The 18,345-nt window shown below is 46.5% G+C and carries 20 protein-coding genes and 1 tRNA gene; 6 read left to right on the top strand and 15 right to left on the bottom strand.

The window, feature by feature from the left end:
- Nucleotides 1–213 precede the first annotated feature (213 nt).
- From rsmA to eif1A, 8 genes are read right to left on the bottom strand one after another with little or no spacing between them, the layout of a single operon-like run.
- Nucleotides 214–1,020, bottom strand: a complete 807-nt coding sequence (rsmA, locus tag QW520_03580) for a 16S rRNA (adenine(1518)-N(6)/adenine(1519)-N(6))-dimethyltransferase RsmA (protein ID MEM0448886.1) — start codon at nt 1,018–1,020, stop codon at nt 214–216.
- A complete protein-coding gene (locus QW520_03575) occupies nt 1,021–1,569 on the bottom strand; it encodes a DUF655 domain-containing protein (protein ID MEM0448885.1) in 549 nt (182 codons plus the stop codon).
- A gap of 13 nt (nt 1,570–1,582) precedes the next feature.
- Complete coding sequence (locus QW520_03570) at nt 1,583–1,921, bottom strand: RNA polymerase Rpb4 family protein (GenBank protein ID MEM0448884.1); 339 nt, start codon at nt 1,919–1,921, stop codon at nt 1,583–1,585.
- Nucleotides 1,921–2,214: a 50S ribosomal protein L21e gene (locus QW520_03565; protein ID MEM0448883.1), complete on the bottom strand. Its 294-nt coding sequence runs from the start codon at nt 2,212–2,214 to the stop codon at nt 1,921–1,923. The genes QW520_03570 and QW520_03565 overlap by 1 nt, the downstream gene beginning before the upstream one ends.
- 9 nt (nt 2,215–2,223) lie before the next feature.
- The gene (locus QW520_03560; GenBank protein ID MEM0448882.1) at nt 2,224–3,456 is read right to left on the bottom strand and encodes a tRNA pseudouridine(54/55) synthase Pus10; all 1,233 of its coding nucleotides are present in this window, start codon (nt 3,454–3,456) and stop codon (nt 2,224–2,226) included.
- A 41-nt stretch (nt 3,457–3,497) separates the two neighbouring features.
- A complete protein-coding gene (locus tag QW520_03555) occupies nt 3,498–4,040 on the bottom strand; it encodes a KH domain-containing protein (protein MEM0448881.1) in 543 nt (180 codons plus the stop codon).
- On the bottom strand, nt 4,037–4,825 hold the full coding sequence (locus QW520_03550) for a serine protein kinase RIO (protein ID MEM0448880.1): 789 nt from the start codon (nt 4,823–4,825) through the stop codon (nt 4,037–4,039). The genes QW520_03555 and QW520_03550 overlap by 4 nt, the downstream gene beginning before the upstream one ends.
- Nucleotides 4,826–4,838: 13 nt before the next feature.
- Entirely contained in the window at nt 4,839–5,180 is a 342-nt protein-coding gene (gene eif1A, locus QW520_03545; protein MEM0448879.1) for a translation initiation factor eIF-1A, read from the bottom strand.
- Nucleotides 5,181–5,344: 164 nt separating this feature from the next.
- Between eif1A and QW520_03540 the strand changes: the two genes are divergently transcribed.
- Nucleotides 5,345–5,417: transfer RNA gene (locus QW520_03540), tRNA-Glu, on the top strand.
- A gap of 353 nt (nt 5,418–5,770) precedes the next feature.
- On the opposite strand, the gene QW520_03535 is transcribed toward QW520_03540, so the two are convergent.
- The 3 genes from QW520_03535 to QW520_03525 all read right to left on the bottom strand — a co-directional run bounded on the left by QW520_03535 (nt 5,771) and on the right by QW520_03525 (nt 8,899).
- Nucleotides 5,771–6,391 (bottom strand): class I SAM-dependent methyltransferase, encoded by a 621-nt coding sequence (locus QW520_03535; protein MEM0448878.1) that lies wholly within the window; start codon nt 6,389–6,391, stop codon nt 5,771–5,773.
- Nucleotides 6,392–6,813: 422 nt separating this feature from the next.
- On the bottom strand, nt 6,814–8,058 hold the full coding sequence (locus QW520_03530) for an ABC transporter ATP-binding protein (protein MEM0448877.1): 1,245 nt from the start codon (nt 8,056–8,058) through the stop codon (nt 6,814–6,816).
- Between the two features lie 13 nt (nt 8,059–8,071).
- Nucleotides 8,072–8,899 (bottom strand): ABC transporter permease, encoded by an 828-nt coding sequence (locus QW520_03525; protein ID MEM0448876.1) that lies wholly within the window; start codon nt 8,897–8,899, stop codon nt 8,072–8,074.
- A gap of 234 nt (nt 8,900–9,133) precedes the next feature.
- Between QW520_03525 and QW520_03520 the strand changes: the two genes are divergently transcribed.
- Complete coding sequence (locus QW520_03520; GenBank protein MEM0448875.1) at nt 9,134–9,760, top strand: hypothetical protein; 627 nt, start codon at nt 9,134–9,136, stop codon at nt 9,758–9,760.
- A 3-nt stretch (nt 9,761–9,763) separates the two neighbouring features.
- Here the strand turns inward: QW520_03520 and QW520_03515 are convergent, their stop codons facing one another.
- Together QW520_03515 and QW520_03510 are read right to left on the bottom strand one after the other, a co-directional pair.
- Entirely contained in the window at nt 9,764–10,351 is a 588-nt protein-coding gene (locus QW520_03515; GenBank protein ID MEM0448874.1) for a formyltransferase family protein, read from the bottom strand.
- 198 nt (nt 10,352–10,549) lie between these two features.
- Nucleotides 10,550–11,161 (bottom strand): Lrp/AsnC family transcriptional regulator, encoded by a 612-nt coding sequence (locus QW520_03510; protein ID MEM0448873.1) that lies wholly within the window; start codon nt 11,159–11,161, stop codon nt 10,550–10,552.
- Nucleotides 11,162–11,264: 103 nt separating this feature from the next.
- On the opposite strand from QW520_03510, the gene hcp reads away from it, so the two are divergent.
- The 3 genes from hcp (at nt 11,265) to proB (ending at nt 15,306) form a co-directional block, all read left to right on the top strand.
- A complete protein-coding gene (gene hcp / locus QW520_03505) occupies nt 11,265–12,560 on the top strand; it encodes a hydroxylamine reductase (GenBank protein ID MEM0448872.1) in 1,296 nt (431 codons plus the stop codon).
- A gap of 362 nt (nt 12,561–12,922) precedes the next feature.
- On the top strand, nt 12,923–14,212 hold the full coding sequence (locus QW520_03500; GenBank protein MEM0448871.1) for a glutamate-5-semialdehyde dehydrogenase: 1,290 nt from the start codon (nt 12,923–12,925) through the stop codon (nt 14,210–14,212).
- Nucleotides 14,209–15,306 (top strand): glutamate 5-kinase, encoded by a 1,098-nt coding sequence (gene proB / locus QW520_03495; GenBank protein MEM0448870.1) that lies wholly within the window; start codon nt 14,209–14,211, stop codon nt 15,304–15,306. Before QW520_03500 ends, proB begins: the two co-directional genes overlap by 4 nt.
- A 275-nt stretch (nt 15,307–15,581) precedes the next feature.
- On the opposite strand, the gene QW520_03490 is transcribed toward proB, so the two are convergent.
- A complete protein-coding gene (locus QW520_03490) occupies nt 15,582–15,776 on the bottom strand; it encodes a hypothetical protein (GenBank protein ID MEM0448869.1) in 195 nt (64 codons plus the stop codon).
- A gap of 298 nt (nt 15,777–16,074) precedes the next feature.
- Here QW520_03490 and QW520_03485 point away from each other — a divergent pair, with 298 nt between their 5' ends.
- A complete protein-coding gene (locus QW520_03485) occupies nt 16,075–17,136 on the top strand; it encodes a DUF2117 domain-containing protein (protein ID MEM0448868.1) in 1,062 nt (353 codons plus the stop codon).
- Between the two features lie 75 nt (nt 17,137–17,211).
- Here the strand turns inward: QW520_03485 and QW520_03480 are convergent.
- Nucleotides 17,212–18,345: sodium:solute symporter family protein (locus tag QW520_03480; protein MEM0448867.1), on the bottom strand; the 1,134-nt coding region annotated here is incomplete at its 5' end.

The raw sequence follows: 18,345 nt of genomic DNA, 5'->3' as shown, positions 1-18,345 counted from the left end.
TCCTCATTTTTACTATCTCGGCTGCATCTTCAGCTACTGGGTATGACTTTAGCCTCATAACCGTGCTGTTACTGGAGTCAATTTCTCCCATCAATCTCAATCTTATCAATGGCGCAGGTGGGTGAAGGATTGCACCTCCCCCCCCCGCTTATTTCAATAGGCATCTGATACGTGAAGATGCAAAAGTGCTTTTCTGAGAAGCGAGCGATGGCACTATACGCATGTCTTCATTTTGGTAACCATCAATGCATCAGAAAGCTCTCCGATCATCTCTGGGCTTAGTTCTTCCACCCTCTGTTCCACATATGGCAGGGCGGATATGACATCCTTATCCGCCTGTCCTGTCATTCTAAGAATGGTGCCGATTTTCTTACGCCGATGCTGGAAGAGTATTTTTACCAGACTCAAGAAGAATCGCTCATTATGGACACTGAAAGGAGGGGGTCTTGGTTCCAAACATACCACGGCCGAGTCCACCTCGGGTTGAGGCCAGAACTTGGAGCGCGACACAACCTCAAGAATCTGGCATCGAGCGCGATAATAAGTGGTGACTGAGAGGCGCGAATATTCATCGCTTCCCGGTTTAGCCACCATTCTTTCCGCGAACTCCTTTTGCACCATGATTATCGCCTTTCGGAAGTTATGCTCGAGAATGCGGAAAATGAGAGGAGAGGATATACTATAGGGAATGTTGGAAATGAGTTTATCGAAAGCTGGCATATCCACTTGCAAAGCATCTCCTTTGATGAGTTCGACTCTGCCCTTGAATTTTTCTTCGATATAATGGAAGATTTGAGGGTCAAGCTCGATGCATATGGTCTTTGCCGCCAAAGGAAGGATCTTTTCTGTCAATATTCCTAGTCCTGGACCAATTTCTAGGACTACATCCTCTGGCTCTATGTGCAGATGGTGTACTTCACGTTCCGCCACGCGCTCATCCAAGAGAAAGTTTTGTCCTTTGGCCTTCGTAGGGCAGACGCCGTATCGCGCTAATAGCTCCTTGACTTCAGTAGGCGTCATCTATCTGGCCACGAAGATGTGGTACTTTTGTGTAGGGTCTGCTAACTCCATCTCAATCCGCTTGGCGATTACTTTCTCAGGGTGCTTGAAGGAGGGGACCCTCTTAACGATATCCGCGAAATCCTTGAATGGCCCTTTCTTGCGCTCTTCTATGATGGCCCACATGGTCTTCTTCCCCAACCCAGGAAGCAGTTCTAGCATGTGGAATCTGGTGGTAATGGCCTGGGCCTCGTTGAAGAAGCGCACGTATCTCGCCTCATTCTCTTTGGCTATCTCAGCAATGACGAAGGGCATCTCCGATTGCGCAGCGGCAGTGAGCTCATTATACGAAACACGTCTTTTCACATGTGCGATTTTGTCGCGCTTCTCTATTTCCTTGCCGATATAAACTCTCTCGCCGATGGTGAGAGGTACGTTCGCTTTAGGCACCAGCTCAAACAGTTTGAACTCTGTCTCTCCCAGTGCATAGGCCAACGGCTCTCTTTTGAAACCACGCTCCGCTGGAAGGCCCTGTGGCAGATAGTCGAGTATGCGAGCGTAGTCTTCCATTGGCTCCACCGGCTTAAATGCGCTTCTTCACAGCAGTGATTATCTGATCGATTTGCTTCTTCTCAAGGATAAGCCTTTCCTTGGCGAAAATAGCCCGCACTTCTTCAGGATAGGTCGGACAGATGTCAACTATGCGGTAGGCTATAGGATCAGAGATGAACCCCATCTGCCTAAGCTCTTCTAGCAGAGCTTTGGCATCGGCGACAGAGAGCTTAGCGAACTTACTAGCGTGGTCCAAAGCTATCTTCTGCTCATGAGAAAGTTGCGGGCGACTCTTTGCCTCCTCTTCCAAAAGCTCCTTGACCTCGGCCAAGGTGATCAGCCGTTCCTCGGACATTTCCCTCACCAGCATTAGGCGCTCTTCCTCAGGTGTTCAGGGGTGGACAGGACAGTCTTTACTTTATCTCCATCCTTTACCGCGAGCACGAAAGCCCTTCCCTGCATCCCGATTACTGTTCCAGTCTTCCCATGGAAGCGTAGCGCAGGCATACCGTGGTGGATGCTGGGATCCAGATAAATGTGCACTTTCTCTCCCACCTCGAATTCCTGGAACTCATGTGTGATGGGGGAGAGACCCCGAGACCTCGGGGATTTCCTTAGCAAATTTCTCGACTTCTTCCTTGGGCCATGTGATGCTTTTACCATAGTGATCCCTCAATTCTGATCAGCGATCTCGATCACGTCCAGCCATTCCACGCTACATGGTATGCCAAGTCTTTCGGCCAGGGAAGGGATGGTCCGGCCAGAGTCGCCATGGATGAATTCCTTGACATACGTTCCGGCTTCGGTGCGAAGCCTAAACGTGGCCGAGGAACCATCGAACTCCTCCAGCACTAGCCCCTTTATCTCTCGCTCCCTGGCAAGGTCGGCACGCCTATGCGCGACCCGTGCTGGCGTCTGCTGGGTGATGCGTATGCGCTTTAGCGATTGGACTACCTCATCCAATTGCTCCTTATTAACTTTGCTTTCAAATTGAACCCTAACCCGATACTCCTTGTCAGGGATCGCCAGTTTAATGCGACGGACTTCATCACGGCTGGAAAATCGAAGATCTCGCACATCGATAACCCCCTTCCCGGCCATATTTATCTCGTTCTCAAGGGCTTCGAGGTCTAATCTCCTTCTCTTCGGCTCTCTGACTTCTAAAATGAACGGTCTCCCATTCCCTAGCATTCTTGCATCAATATCCTCGCGTCCCATACCGTGAAAAAAGTGATCCGTACCCTCAGCCCACTTTCTGATCGGTTCTCCGATTATCTCCTGCACGCTGGTCTGATACATCTTACCTGTATTGTTGCATTTCGTGCACCCCTTGCCCCGGCATCGGTTGCAGGGCCAACGGGTCTGAGGTATCGCTCTAGAGTATTTGCGGTATCGACCGTAAATGAAGAGAGGGGAAACATCCAGCTCCACGTGGCAGAAACGAGTATCCACCAGAGCCACCACGTCAGGCGAGGAGAAATCTACCTCTTGTGGAATCATACCTTGCACAGCCTTGCCAATCTCCTGATTCATTTCCGCCTTTATCGGCTCAGCCCTATCCTGGCCTACCATCTCCCACAATCTTTCCTCTTTCTCTAGTATCAATGGGTCGATGCGTGTACCGATGAGAAAAGTATCGAACTCCACTGACCTAAGCTTCTCCACTACAGCCTGGGCAAAGCGAGGGACCATTTCGAATAGCTCATCACAGATCTGGCATCTCTGGTGGGGTGGAAGAGGCTTTCTATCCTCCAACGCTCTCCTCCACGCCACAGCCATACGCAACGACTCTCCCCTCTCACGATTGGAGAGCCCCGTGTCCACTCTGGCGAACAACCTCCCTAGGCAGTGGTCGCAAAGGTCAAGGGAGAGCGCTCTTTCCGCTCTATCGATTAAATGGTCCATAAATAACCTGCAGATCAGATCAGTTTATAAGGGCTACCTTATCAAGGTTCGAAGCCCATTTCTATTATCCGCAGTCTTGACCTGTTACGCTCAAGAAATCGATACACTGTGGAATGCTCGCTTCCACGCAAGAGCATATCCACCGCTTTCCTTGCCACCTCGACCTGCTCGGGCTGGCCTATAAGACCCACAGTGCTTCCATAGACAGACATGTAGACGCCGGTTAAATCCTCGATGAGCCTACGCGTCTTACCTTGCGATCCGATGACCCTGGCTCTTTGTCGCGTCAATTGCTCTGGCTTGCTACCCACGTAATCCTTCATGTCTATTATCTCCAGGTACTCCATGTCGTCGAAGAGGCGATAGGCATGCTGTGGACTGAAACCGCGCCCAATAGCCTTTACCACATCAATAGCTTTCAGAACCGCCAATGGATCCTTGGCGCTCTCTTCCATGATCGTAACCTCTCCTTCGGAATCGATATTGAGCTGTACTCCTAACATCTCTTCCAGATAAGCTTTCGTCTTTCCATTCGTGCCGATGACGGCGCCTATCCTCTCCTTCGGGATCCTCACTATCTTCATTGCTTGACCCCCGTTATGTCCTTCATCAGCTGGTTTGTTTCAATGACCTTAACGTCAAGAGAGCGGAAGAAGCGATTAATATTCTCGATGTCCCTTAGCAGAAACTCCTTAGCATTGGGATGTTCCAAAGTCATCCCCTGTCCAACATCAATTATCACAGGCTCCCCTTCATGCATGAGTATGTTATATTCTGAAAGGTCTGCATGGACCAACTCCGCCTTCTTGTATGCGGCTTTTATATACTTCACTACCGTCATATATGTCTTCCTGGGATCATCCAACTGGACCTCTCTAAGTAAGGGCGCTGGTTGGCCTTCAGTTCCGATGAACTCCATGACAAGCATATTCTGATTGAACTTCACAGGCGCGGGAACTCGCACTTTAGCTTCCTTCAGTCGCTGCAAGTTCCTAAACTCTTTAGTGGCCCAGGCGAATACCACTTTTCTTCGCGAACCTTTGATGCCTTTGAAACGTGGATCGCCTTCTATATAGCGGGAAATGCGCTTGAAAGTCAGGGTAGAGGTACGATATATTTTAAGAGCGTAATAGTTCCCATCAGGCGAGGTGACCCGAAACACATTAGCCTCCTTTCCAGTCGAAATAGGGAAATCGACTGTCTCGATGAGACCATCCGTCATGAGCTTATATATAGTCAACAACGCAGGTTTATCAAATACTTCAGCCAGGGTTTTGCGGTCCTCATCTTCTACCGCCCCATACTCCCTAGTCTTAAGTTCCTGTATCTTGCGCTCCAAAGCAGCAAAGATTTCATCTCGCCGGGGCATCCTGCCTCCAATATTAGAAAATATCCAGATTCTTAGGAAGTACTTTCTTCCTACTTAAATAAGCAGCCTGAGTCTTCGTGTATCGATAAAGGATATCTGCTTTATCGTCTTGGAACTCCCACGGTTTGACGATGACCAGATCACCCTCTCTGATCCACATCCTCTTGCGGATTTTGCCTGGGATTCGTCCCATGCGTGACTTGCCATCTGCACACATGATTTTAATGCGGGACGCTCCAAGAAGTTGATCGGCTATCCCGAACATCTCCCCTTCCTTCTTATTTGGATAGGGGGTCCTAAGGATTTCTTCCTCAGGATTAACCTCCTCTTCTTCTTGGTTATCGTACTCGCTCAATTACAACCTCCGCAAGGTATTTTCCTAATAAGGATTCAATATATATAAGATTGCTTTAGGTAAGACTCCACAACTTTTTACTGGAATGCGTTAAATATCGTAAATAAAATGTACACGAGATTGGCCAAGGTTTAAGTAGCAAATGGCCATAATGTCGCCATCCCGCTCCCGTAGTGTAGCGGCCAATCATGCAGGCCTTTCGAGTCTGCGACCCGGGTTCAAATCCCGGCGGGAGCACCTTCGATCCTTTCTATTAAGCTCTTTATATAATCTGAACTCTGGCTCTCCATTGCATCTGCGCTCTTCCACATCTTTTTTTAAGAGCAATCAATGCCGAACCCTTCTCATTCCAGTGCTAACTTCTCATCTTTTAAGATTTTAATCATCTTTGATGAGATGTGGAAGTTCAAACACTTCCATCAGCTTTTAAAGAAGATTATATTTTAGGTGCAACTTATCAACTTTTTATTTATTAAATCTGGCAAAAGTTAAGGGGCGAACTCTTCGAATCTCTTAATCAACATCCACAATATTACTTTTTTCATTAACGATTTTTTTAATTTGAAATTAACAATAATAGGAATCACCGATTATTTTTTCCCTGATAGGACCACGAACAATCCTCTCCCATACCCTGCGGTGATTTGAGAGGGAGTGGTGATGCGTTCAGGCTCTTGAAAAATCGTCTGGAAGGTGGTATAGGGTATGAAGCCGGACTTCCTCATCATTTCGAGGACCTCTTCTGTTGAATGAAAAATCGCCCCTTCATAGAAACGGCTGTGCTTAACTTTCGAGATATATTCTTGACCTAAAGGGCTGCCTCGATCGATCAAACCAATAACGACCCTACCATTTTTCCGCAAAACCCTATTCGCCTCCATTAAAGCCTTCTCTGGTCGTTTAGTAAAGCAGAGGGAGGTAACGAAGAGCACCTGGTCAAAAACGGCATCCTTGAAAGGCAAGGCCTCGGCTATCCCCCTCACCGGTTCGATCTCTCTTATTTTCGAGAGCGAGAGCATGGCGGTCGAGGGGTCCAATCCGATCTTTACCCCAAAGAATGATGCAAATCGCCCCGTGCCAACCCCAACCTCTAATCCCAATCCTCCCGTCAACGCTCTGCTTAAAGCTTCCAATTCTGATTGATAAACGGCAGGATGCCTTTCGAACCAAGAATCGTAATCCTCGGCAAGTTCATCGAATACGCTCCTCACCTCAGTTCACCTCTTATCCTGGTTCATAAGTGCCTTGTATAGATTTTCAGTCTATTGTTCGATTCGTCTTAAGGGCCAACAAATCATACTTTAAATCCATATAATGAGCCTCTCATTGCATTACAACTTCTCTGACCACATATTTGGCCGAGTAGTTGCGCATTTCAGCCTTGGTTTTAAAAGAATTTCGAAAAAAAAAACATTATCCTTTTCATCCTTGAGGATAATTCTAGTTAAGTTGCCTTTAAAGTTGCCGTTTCTTACGACTTTGTTGTTGAGGCAATAGAAGTGATGATTTTATGATTTGGACTCAGACGAAGACCTATGATAGGAGGTTGCCTTCCGATTAAGTTGGGCAAGATCAGTCAGTCTGACGATTGGTTACTGTTTCCTACTATAAAGTTTAGTTTAAGTGCTCGTTGCTAAGGGGTATTTTCCTTTGCCCACTCAAAAGGCAAGCGAATAATGCCAGGCCTTTTACCTAGCGCATCATCCTGAAGATTCGGCACCACACTCAGGCTGTAGGCAAGGTCAATGACATCATATTTTTGCAAATGTGGGCCAGAGCAGGATAATCCAAGGGTATAAGAACCACTGGTCAGAGGATTTGGGCTTATATGCACTTCGAACCGATGGGTTCCTATCGAGAGCTTAGACAATCTTATCGAATCAGTGCTCCTGGTAGTCAAAATACTCCTACTCATTGCGTCCGAAAAAGTGATTTCTATCTTGTCGAGCTCGATCTCGGATAGGACACGCAGTGTCAATATTATCTTGAAAGGCTTCCCTTCCATCACACTCTCGATAGTATCTCCGTGCTCATCCCTAAGTTCTATGAAAGTAAATCTTGCTCTCCCATCCCCACTCCTCTTTACTATGGGCAAATCCAGATCATTGCCGGTATGAAGGCTAAGATATCTAAGGTACTCAGCTATCACGTCGTGAGTGTCTCCTATCATTTTCAAATGACCATCTTGAATCAGTGCAGCCTTGTCGCACAGCCCTTCCAGAACAGGCATGTTATGACTAACGAAGAGAACCGTTCTCCCACCCTGGCTTACATCCTTTATCTTACCTAGGCATTTTTTCTGAAATTGCACGTCACCTACGGCTAAGACTTCATCCACCAATAATATTTCAGGATTCAGATGTGCTGCCACAGCAAAGCCAAGCCTGACATACATTCCGCTCGAATATCTTTTCACCGGTGTATCCAGGAACTTCTCCAGTTCTGAGAACCTTACGATCTCTTCAAAACTTCGTTCTATCTCTACCCTTTTCATTCCCAGGATTGCTCCATTCATATAGATATTTTCTCGTCCTGTCAGTTCTGGATGGAAACCTGTTCCAACTTCTAAAAGACTGCCCACTCGTCCTCTGAGGCGTATTTCGCCGGTGGTGGGGTATGTGATTTGAGAGATTATTTTCAAGAGCGTAGTCTTTCCTGCACCATTGCGGCCGATCAAGCCCACCACCTCCCCTTCCTCGACCGTCATTGAAATATCCTTAAGGGCCCAAAAGAACTCTTTCTCCACACGCCAATTCTTAATGGCACGAAGGGGGTGTGTGAATACTTCAGTGATAATTTCTGAGAGATTGCGGTAAGGCATTAACTCGTCCTTTCTGCCAATGATGTATCTCTTGGATACGTTCCTCACATCTATCATTGGCCCCTTCATCTCAAATCACATCCGCCATCTGTCTTTCTCGGTGGGCGAAATAGAAAACTCCTAGGAAAAAAATGGCTAAAGTCATCAAAAGGGAGATTCCCAAAGGAATCCAATCACTTAGTCCAGTTCCTAAAACAAAGGCCCTCTGTGCTTCAATGATTGGAGCTAAGGGGTTGATGTTGATGATCCAACGAAAGCTGGGAGGGATTGTGGTTGAAGGATATATTATAGGGGTGATAAACAAAAGCAGTTGCACGAAGAAAGGGGTGATGTACTTTACATCACGGTATTTGGCGGAAACGGCTGATAGCCAGAACCCAAGGCCAGAGGCCAATAGCACACTCATGGAGAAAGGTATGAAAAGCAGCAGGAGCCAAGCTGAGGGCATGATACCGAATAATAGCATCAATACAATCAGCATGACTGTGGCTATGATATAGTCCACCAACCCAATCAGGCAATAGGAGAGGGGAAGTAATATTCTAGGAAAATAGACCTTGGTCAATATGTGGGAATTATTGAGTACCGAAGCTGAGGATTGGGTGAGGGATCCAGAAAAATAGTACCAAATGACGAGACCCGAATACGCGAATATTGGATATGGAACATCGGTCTGCACGTCTAAAATCGTGCCGAAGACCAACCAGAATATTGCCATCGCGATAAGTGGCTGAAGGACAGCCCATGCCGCTCCAATAAGCGTCTGCTTATAGCGAATCTTCAGCTCTTTCCAGACGAAATAATAAAGGAGCTCGCGATAAGACCAAATATCCTCTAGAGTTCGCTTAATTGAATTGGCTTTCCGTGAATCTATTATCCTTACTACGCCTTCCATCATTAATCCTAGCCTTGCTGGGCGAATGAGTGAGTTGAAATCCTCACCTTTCTGTTCGAGTAATGACGCGTGGTATAATAGATGTGTCTATATAGCCCCCACCAAGTAATTAGCTGATGAATCATAAGTTAAAAATCTCGGAGCCTCGATGTTTGACTCGATGTTTCTATCCTGCAAATTCCATTTCATCGAAGAACAGATTTACCATCAATTGTACAAGTGTTTGGTTGTATGAAAATGAAAGCCATTCATGATGCTATAATGGATATTTGCCTGACGTTATCTGAAGATGGCGAGGAGGAAGCGAGGAAAGTTTTGAAGAGAGAGTGCCCCTTTAATCGAAGAGCCGTTATTAAAATTCCAAAATGTCACTGCTCCCCACAGGATAGGAAGGCTGTGGCTATGAACATTTGGAGAGGCGATCTGACATTGAAGATGAAAGTCTTCTCCAGAGATGGCTTCATAAATCGGTTCACCGGGGAACCAGTGATATTCCCAGCCGTCTTACGCCTTCTTTCTGAAAAGTTTTCTATGGACTTCCCATTTCATGAATTCTGGGCTGAGGGTGAGATGCATCAAGCCTATTATCTCACGGGCGCATGTACCGCTTTGATCATCCCACAGTCCAGAGGAGGAGAGTCGAACGAATCAAACATGCTGACTACTACATTCCCCTTCGTCTTGGCGAGGTCCGATTTGACGCCCGATGAGGCAGGATGGAGAATGACCCGTGAAGGGTTCGTGGACGAGTGGGACGGTATGAGCTCATGGTATGTGGACTATGTGAAGGAGAATCCTGATTGGAGGAAAATCAATTTTTTCAATTTATGGTATAACGCAGCAAGACAGACGCTAAAACTCTGAGATTCATGATTTTTGGCTCAAAATTTTGTCTATAGCTTGGCTTAGGCATAAAGGTGAAATAGGCGTTCCAAAAGAATCAGTCACACACCCATCCTTTATGATGACTTTCTCGTCCACTATTAACTTTATAGCTTCCATAAGAAGATAAGCCTCTCTCTTTAGCTCTTCGGCCCTTATTGCCTTGACCGCCTCCTCCATATCCATGGAGGAGGATAGGACTTTATTTGTTGGGAAACTGTCAAAGGCGATAGCAGCCCCCCTATCCAGCTCCGGAGTGCAGAGATGCACGGTAGAGCCATAATATTGATCCTTGTTTTCCACCACCTTTCTGACTATCTCTTCCCATGTGCCTTGATATGTATTAGGAAGGGCTGGATGCAAGTTGATGATGGGGAACCTATTGCAAGTCTCCGGGTCAACAATCAACATGTACCCAGCCAGAACGCCGAGGTCCATATCATAGTCTGAAATCCTTTTTCTAAGCTCTTTCCCATATTCTCGTCTCCATTCAAGGATATCCCTCTCCTTTAGATGAGGCAAATAAGTATCAGATGGGAAAATTATGACAGGCACCCCTCTTTCTTGAGCCATTAACATAACTTTCCTCCTAAACTCATTTCCTTTTATTTCTCTGTTAATGAAGACGAAGGAAAGCTCAGCCCTGATCTTCTTTTCATCGATATTCTCCAACAGAGTTTTGAAAAGGTTCAGAGATCCTGGACCTCTAGCGGTCGTAAACCATCCTATTCTTTTCATCATTTCAGCTTAGATATTCATGATACAACCATATCATTTTTTGCGGCGTTCCGTGAAGGAAGAGACTTGACTAGCCCTTGGATAATAGAACTTTCCTTGATAATTTCCAGTGGCGGGGCACCCCATGCACTTTTGTGATTTGAAAGATGAGCACTCTTTGCACTCCATCTTTATACCGCAGGGAGGTGTATCAGAAATTTCGGTCATAAGCATAGTTGGAAAAATGAGCTTCCTTTCTGAGGTTATGATGATGTTGAAATCAACATCTCTCACGGAGGGATTGGAGCGTAAATGCCCGTTTACGATGGCCTCTAGCGTTGCAACGCTTTCGCTGTAGAAGAGAAGGCAGAGATTGCTCTTTCCTGATACTGTGAAACCGTTAGCGAAATAGGGACATTCCCTGAACATCTCGAGTATGTGCTCAGGTTCTGTAGAGCTCACATCCACTTTGGCTAGGTAAAGTCCCAGTTTAAGAGGATTTATGCCATATTGTATCTCCAGGGCACCCATTTGCTTTAATCTAGCTATTCTCATGGCGACGGAAGGCTGGGAAAGCCCCAATCTCTTGGCGATTATTTCCTGAGATATTGTTGGATCCTGTGAATAAAACGTTATGATAGAGCGATCCTTATCATCTAGTTTCATAACGTTTACCTCAATATATTATAGTATTAAGGCCTTATAATCTTATAATAAATAAGAAATAGTCTATTATAGTATATGAATCTAATAATCATCGGCGATATTAATGTATTGCAATCAATGCCAACAGACGGCAAAAGGCATAGCCTGCACTATCAAAGGCGTATGTGGTAAGGACGAGGACTTGCAAAGCTTACAGGAAATGGTCATCTATGGATTGAAGGGCATAGCGGCATACGCTTATCATTGTCGCACCTTGGATAAAAGGGATGAAGAAGTGGACTCATTCATGCATGAGGCCCTATTCAAAACGCTGACCAATGTAAACTTCTCACACGAAGATCACTGGCAGATGGTTCTTCGTTCAGGAAAGATGAATTACAGGGCGATGCAGATGTTGGACGCTGCTCATACGGAGCGCTTTGGATACCCTTCCCCTACAAAGGTTTATACTGGGGTCAGGAAGGCGCCTGGTATATTGGTAACAGGTCACGATCTTTTAGACCTGGAGGAATTGCTCAAGCAGACTGAGGGAACTGGAATACAAATTTATACACATGGGGAGATGCTGCCTGCCCATGGCTATCCTGAGCTGAGGAAATATGAACACTTAGCTGGCAACTACGGCTCGGCGTGGCAGAAGCAGAAGGTTGAGTTCGCGGAATTTGGCGGTCCAATATTAGCCACAACGAATTGCGTATTAATCCCTCTTCCGAGTTATAAAGAAAGGTTATATACGATAGGTGTTCCAGCCATTGAAGGAGTAAAGCAAATATCGGATAGAAAGGACTTCTCAACTATAATTCAGCATGCTAAGTCAATAGGGGAATTGAAAGAGAGGCCCGGTGGCTACGTTAATACTGGCTTCCATCACAAGGCAGTCCTCTCTATGGCGCCTCAGATAATCGAGGCTGTCAAAGAAGGCAGAATAAGACATTTCTTTCTCATCGGTGGATGCGATGGCGCCACGCCTGGGCGAGACTATTATACCATACTCGCAGAGAACATTCCAAGAGACTGTGTCATTTTGACGTTAGCATGCGGTAAATATCGCTTCAATGACAAAGAATTCGGATATATCGAGGGTACTGAAATACCTAGATTGCTAGATGTTGGCCAATGCAATGACAGCTACTCTGCGATTCAGATAGCCATGGCGCTATCCCAATCATTCAAGGTAGATTTCAATAGGTTGCCATTAAGCATCGTTTTGTCTTGGTTCGAGCAAAAGGCCGTAGCTATTGTATACACATTATTGGCGCTGGGTGTTAGGAATGTCCGCATAGGCCCTTCGTTGCCAGCTTTCGTATCTCCTAATAATTGGAAGCGCATTCAAGAAGAATTTGGATGGATGCCAATAGGTGAGCCTTTAGAAGACTTGAAGAACATGTTGGCTCGATGAGTTGAGAATTGGTTACCTAGACGGGTAAAAAAACCTTTCAAGCATTTTCCAAAAGGCGAAATATATAATATATGATTGTATAGATAACCTAAAATAACATATGATGAGGATTTTTGTCGTGGGGGGGGCGCTAATTGCAATAATCGGCTTATTCATCGATTCGTTCTTGACTAACCCATTTTTAATCGAATTAATTTGTTAGCGTTCTTATGGTTTCAGAAACTAACCTGTCTTTAAAATGTTCAGGTTTTAACGTTGGTAGGAAGTGATAAGAATCTGTAGGTAAGGAGCTCGTAAAACTTGTGACATCTCTCAGTTATATCGAAACACTTATGGTTTGAATAGGAATGCTATCGCGCATCATGGATGGAGTTAGAAAATCTGCTCAGAGGGCTAAAAACGCCTCATTCAAGTTGGCCCAACTATCCTTGGAGTTGAGGAATGAGGCACTTTTGCGAATATCAGAGGGGCTAAGAAACAAGTCCTCGATCATAATCTCCGAAAACGAGAAAGATATGGAAGAAGCCAAGGATAGCGGGCTTCCCGCACCTTTGCTGAAGCGCTTGCGCTATGATGAGGGCAAGATCAAGGAAAGCATAAACCAGATGTCCTCTTTGATTGCTCAAGAGGATCCGTTGGGCAAGATACTCTCGCGCATGGAGCTCGATAATGGTCTGATTTTGGAAAAGGTGAGCTGCCCCATTGGTGTAATAGGGGTGGTCTTTGAGTCTAGGCCAGACGCCCTCATACAGATATCATCTCTTTGCTTGAAATCAGGAAACGCGGTTTTGCTCAAAGGTGGTGCAGAGGCTAAACGTACCAATGAAGCTTTGTTCCGAGTAATAATGGATGCCCTGTCATCACTTGACGACCGATTCGATGGAGCAATTCAGCTCCTCTCGACCAGAGAGGAATTTAGAGAATTGCTCGCCCAAGATGATTTCATCGATTTGATAATTCCTCGTGGCTCCAATGAGCTTGTGCGCGCCATTCAAGCCTCTACCAGGATTCCGGTGCTTGGCCACGCAGCGGGAATATGTCATACCTATGTCCATGAGGATGCAGACCTGGAGATGGCAGTGAGAGTTTGCTATGACGCTAAGGTTCAATACCCAGCCGTCTGTAACGCCATGGAAACTCTGCTGGTTCATAGAAGCATAGCCCAATCCTTCCTTCCTATGATGGCGAAGGAGTTAAGAAGAGCAGGGGTGGAGATAAGAGGTGATGAAGCTACAAGAGCATTGATAGAAGCTGTTCCAGCGAAGGAAGAGGATTGGTCGATGGAGTATAATGACCTTATACTCTCTATCAAAGTGGTAGGTTCGATTGAAGAGGCAGTGGAGCATATAAACCGATATGGCTCGCATCATACTGATGCGATAATCACAAGGAATAGGGAAACGGCGGAATCATTCATGAATGCGGTGGATTCGTCGAGCGTGATGTGGAACTGTTCCACCCGCTTTGCTGATGGGTATCGTTATGGTCTTGGTGCGGAGGTGGGCATTTCTACCAACAAGACACACGCTCGAGGTCCTGTAGGATTGGATGGTCTGACTATATACAAGTGGAAGCTCTATGGTGACGGCCATATAGTGGCTGATTATTCAGGTGAAAGTGCGAGGAGATTCACGCACAGGAAGCTGCTATGAGAGCGCTCAATCCGCGAAGGGTAGTGGTAAAGATAGGTACCAATACCATCTGTCGTGAGGACGGCACCATCGATCAACAATATTTGGAATCGGTGGCGCGGCAGATAATGGAGATGGCAGCAGTAGGAATAGAGTCGATTATTGTGACCTCGGGAGCCATCGGCGCCGGAACCACAGAACTAGGAATGGAGCGAAGACCTCAAGAGATAGCGGTTAGACAGGCTTGTGCTGCGGTGGGACAAGCTACCTTAATGATGGCCTGGCGAGATGCATTCCGCAAATATGGCAGATGCGTTGGCCAGGTCTTACTCACATATGGCGCCTTCTCAGATCGCTTGCGCTACAACAATTTGAAGAAGGCCATGGAGGCAATGTTTCGCCTTGGGGTCGTGCCGATAGTAAACGAGAATGATGTGATCGCCACTGATGAGATCGAGGAGATTTTCGGAGATAATGACAGGCTTAGTGCGCTAGTGGCGAGCAAGATCGATGCTGACCTACTTATATTGCTGACTGATGTGGATGGACTTTATGACCGCAATCCTGAGGTGGATCCCGATGCCAAGCTTCTGCATACGATAGACGAGATTACCAAGGATATAGAGCGCATCGCTGGAGGGAATATAAGCGAGCGTTCGGTAGGAGGCATGCGCACCAAGATAGCGGCGGCCAAGATAGCCATGCAGTCGGGCATCAACATGGTCATAGCCAATGGCAGGACTAAAGATGTTATTTTAAGGGTGGTTAAAGGGGAGGAGATAGGCACATTATTCACAGCTAAGTCCAGATATTCGAATAAGGAGAGGTGGATACTATTCGCTGCACCAAAAGGAAAGATCAATGTGGACGCAGGAGCGGAGAAGGCGTTGCGAAACGGCAAAAGCCTTCTACCCTGTGGAATAACATCTTTCGAGGGCAGATTTAAGAAGGGTGATGTTGTGCGTATAGGCAACTTCGCTAAGGGCGTGTCTAACTTTTCCTCCAGCGAATTACCGAGGATTTTGGAGAAATGCAGAGAAGAGCATTCCAACGGGAACAAGTTGCATAATGATATGGTCATAGTGAGCAACGAAAAAATCGTATTGCTTGACTAAATTTGGCGAGGACTAAATCATTGAGGAGTGGTCTCATCCAAATCTTTTATCATAGTACTGCTTTGGGCTATCTAGAATCATGAAAATGAGTACTAGCTGGCGGTCGGAGATGTCAATAATCACTCAAAGGTTCAATGATTGATTGAAAATCGTGAGTATAAAGAGTGGAGCCCAGCTGAGAACGTTTAGTAGGCTCCTTCATCATCACTCTCATGAAAATTATGCTCCAGAAGTGAGAGTGATGGACGGGAGTAAAAAAATTAGTGTTGATATCGTCACGAAGATAACTCTTTCCTGGCTAAAGCCCATCCCACACCTATCATGATCAGGGCTAAGACCAAACTGCCGGCAATCAATAGGTCCCAGGGGTCCAATCCTAAGGCATCCATATATAAGAATGCATACAGAAATATACCCAATGGAAAAGCGCTAGCCACTATCAACACTTTGCCAAACCAGCTCCAACTCATCAGCCACCATCCTCCTTTCTTGCTAATGTCAATCAGGTGAAATAGCCTTAAAGGCATCGGGCGCTCATTTAACTTAGGCCGAAAGCGCCCTACCAATATCCCTTAGTGCATTAGGAGGCTCATATTCCTTACCATTCAGCTCAGGAAAACCTTTGTTGAAATCCCTTAATAAATTGTCCATATGGCGTAAATAAAGGCATTCGCATAAGACCACTGCGAGTGAATAAAATCTAAAATTACTCACAGCTAATTAATTCAAAAGTATTCATGAAATAGCTGCATGCCATTTTTCGAACTCATGAAGTATGCAGCCGTTCTGCACGGCCCAGAGGTTCTAGATGTCGGGTTAGGACAAAGGGTCTTAGCCATACTTAAAAAAGAAGGCGAAACTTCAGCCGTAATGAGCGGCATCACCGGTATAGCCGCGGTGATAGACGCCGGGCTGGAAAGGGAAATCGATATATCCCGAAAAAGAAAGCCTTCGGTGGAATTGATATCTTTGGACAGATGGGCTGATTGTCTAATTCTATTAAATTATGCGAAGAGCCGTGAATCTGGCTTGAGATTCGGTTCAATAGTATTTTCTAGATGCAGTTCAAAAATATCTTGTCCTTTAATCCAAGTAGATAATGGCATGGTGATAGTTTGGAAGGAGGGTGCGGAGGATTTAGCAACTCGAATAGGTAAGGAGCTTGGTTTGGAACTGCTTCCAAGGCCGATTCTTGAGAATATAGGTGAAGAGCCAGGATGGAGGACAGTAAGAGGAGTGGTACCGGGAGAAAGCGTTTGGGTGAATGGCGTTGTGATAGGTAGGGCCTGTTCTGATGTGGTGCAGTTGGCCTTTAGTCCTTCTGGTGAGCTAATGGCCAAAGGCATGGAGCTTAAGGAAAGCGGAGTCAAGCGTCTGGGCAAGGTGGACATCTCATCAGCGCACATCCGGTCTGGAATCACGCGTAGGACAAAAGCTGTTCCAAGGAGTATCGGTTCGTCGAAAGAAAAGGTGTATTTTGTGGACCACGCCGCAGAGGACGCGCCCTTCAAATGCAGAGACGCAAAACTGGTGGTTAGCGTAGGAGATGATACGAGTAGAATCACGGCAGCGCTACTTTATCGCTTCGGTGTGCCCACCATCGCCATCGTCGACGGAGATGAGGATCGTATATCGACCGAAAGCTTCCGGTTCGAAGGCTCGCAGATATTCCAGGTTCGGCCAGGAAATGATGATCTGGTAGGCATGGAAGTTAAGGAGAAGATATTCCAAAATAAGGATGCCATTGAGACGCCGGAGGGTATCAATGAGATTGCAGATCGCATCGAAAGAATAGTCGGAGAAAGACTCATATCACGCGTTTATTATTGATTTATATTATAAAAATGATGACTAAAGAAATTAAAAAAAGAGATTTTGCTGAAGTGCCGCAGCGCGTTCCAATGCTCATTCTGGTCTTGGCTTCAGTTTTCCTCTCTTATAGTCGATGGACCAGCCAATCGCCAGGCCCGCGATGGAAATGGGGATGGCAATCACCAATGGGTCTATGAAGCTCCAGGGGAACCCTAGCAACGTAGCTCTGCCGAAGAGAGCTTGACCTATCCCTAGGATCTTCGCTTCCTTGTCGTGAACGAAAACCACCCACAGGAACCACGATATAGTACCTAACACTAGGCTAAGCTTGGCAGCGTTCAACGATAAGCGTTTGGAGAAGAGCGCATGCGTCAGCGCAGGCAGGAAGGCGGAGGCGCATAAGCCCATGAATAAGGCGGTGGCAATGGCGATTATCCCTGTAGGCATGCTCAAGGCAAGAACGACAGAAATCAATATCATCGCAAAAGTGCCTATACGATTGGACTTCAGCGAGGCTTTCTTCTCAGGATTAGAATCTTCATCCAACGACATGCCTTTCCTCTTCCTGAACCAAGCGAGAAGATCATAACCTGCGGCGGAGCCGAGTGCATGGAACTGCGAGGACAAAGTGGACATGGCCGCGGCCAATAGGGTGAGCATGAAGACCACCACCACTATGTCAGGCATGGCGGAATTGATGTACAAAGGCATTATGGCGTCCCTATTGTTCCCGGCCGCCTGATAGGCTATCTGATGCAGGGGGCTCTCATAGTAGAAGTAGACGTTGCTGAGAGCTCCTACTGTATAAGCCACACCGGTAGTCATCAGGATGAATATCCCCCCTATGGGGATAGCCCGGTTCAACGCCTTCTCGTCCTTGGCGCACATGAACCGCACCACTAACTGAGGTTGCGCCAAGACGCCTATCCCCACGCCCATGATTATAGTGGTGACCATCGTCAGCCCTATCACGGAATAAAGCTCCGGGAAGCTCGTCCATCCGGTCATTCCCATGCTCTTCCAGGCAGCGGGCACCAGATCCTCCACCGTGGCCATCTGCGTGAGGGTTGTATTGGCCTCCACAGGGCCTCCGAGCAAGAGATAGGTGAGCATCAATATTGCACTCATGCCTATGAGCATGAGAGCGGCCTGGAAGGCATCGGCGTACATCACCGCGCGCATGCCGCCGAAAATAACATAGGCGGCCGTAATCAAGGAGAAAATAAG

The sequence above is a fragment of the Methanomassiliicoccales archaeon genome, from assembly GCA_038740345.1.
Lineage (GTDB): Archaea > Thermoplasmatota > Thermoplasmata > Methanomassiliicoccales > UBA472 > JAJRAN01.
The sequence above is the reverse complement of the archived record's forward strand: the minus strand, read 5'-3'. Positions and strand labels throughout refer to the sequence as shown.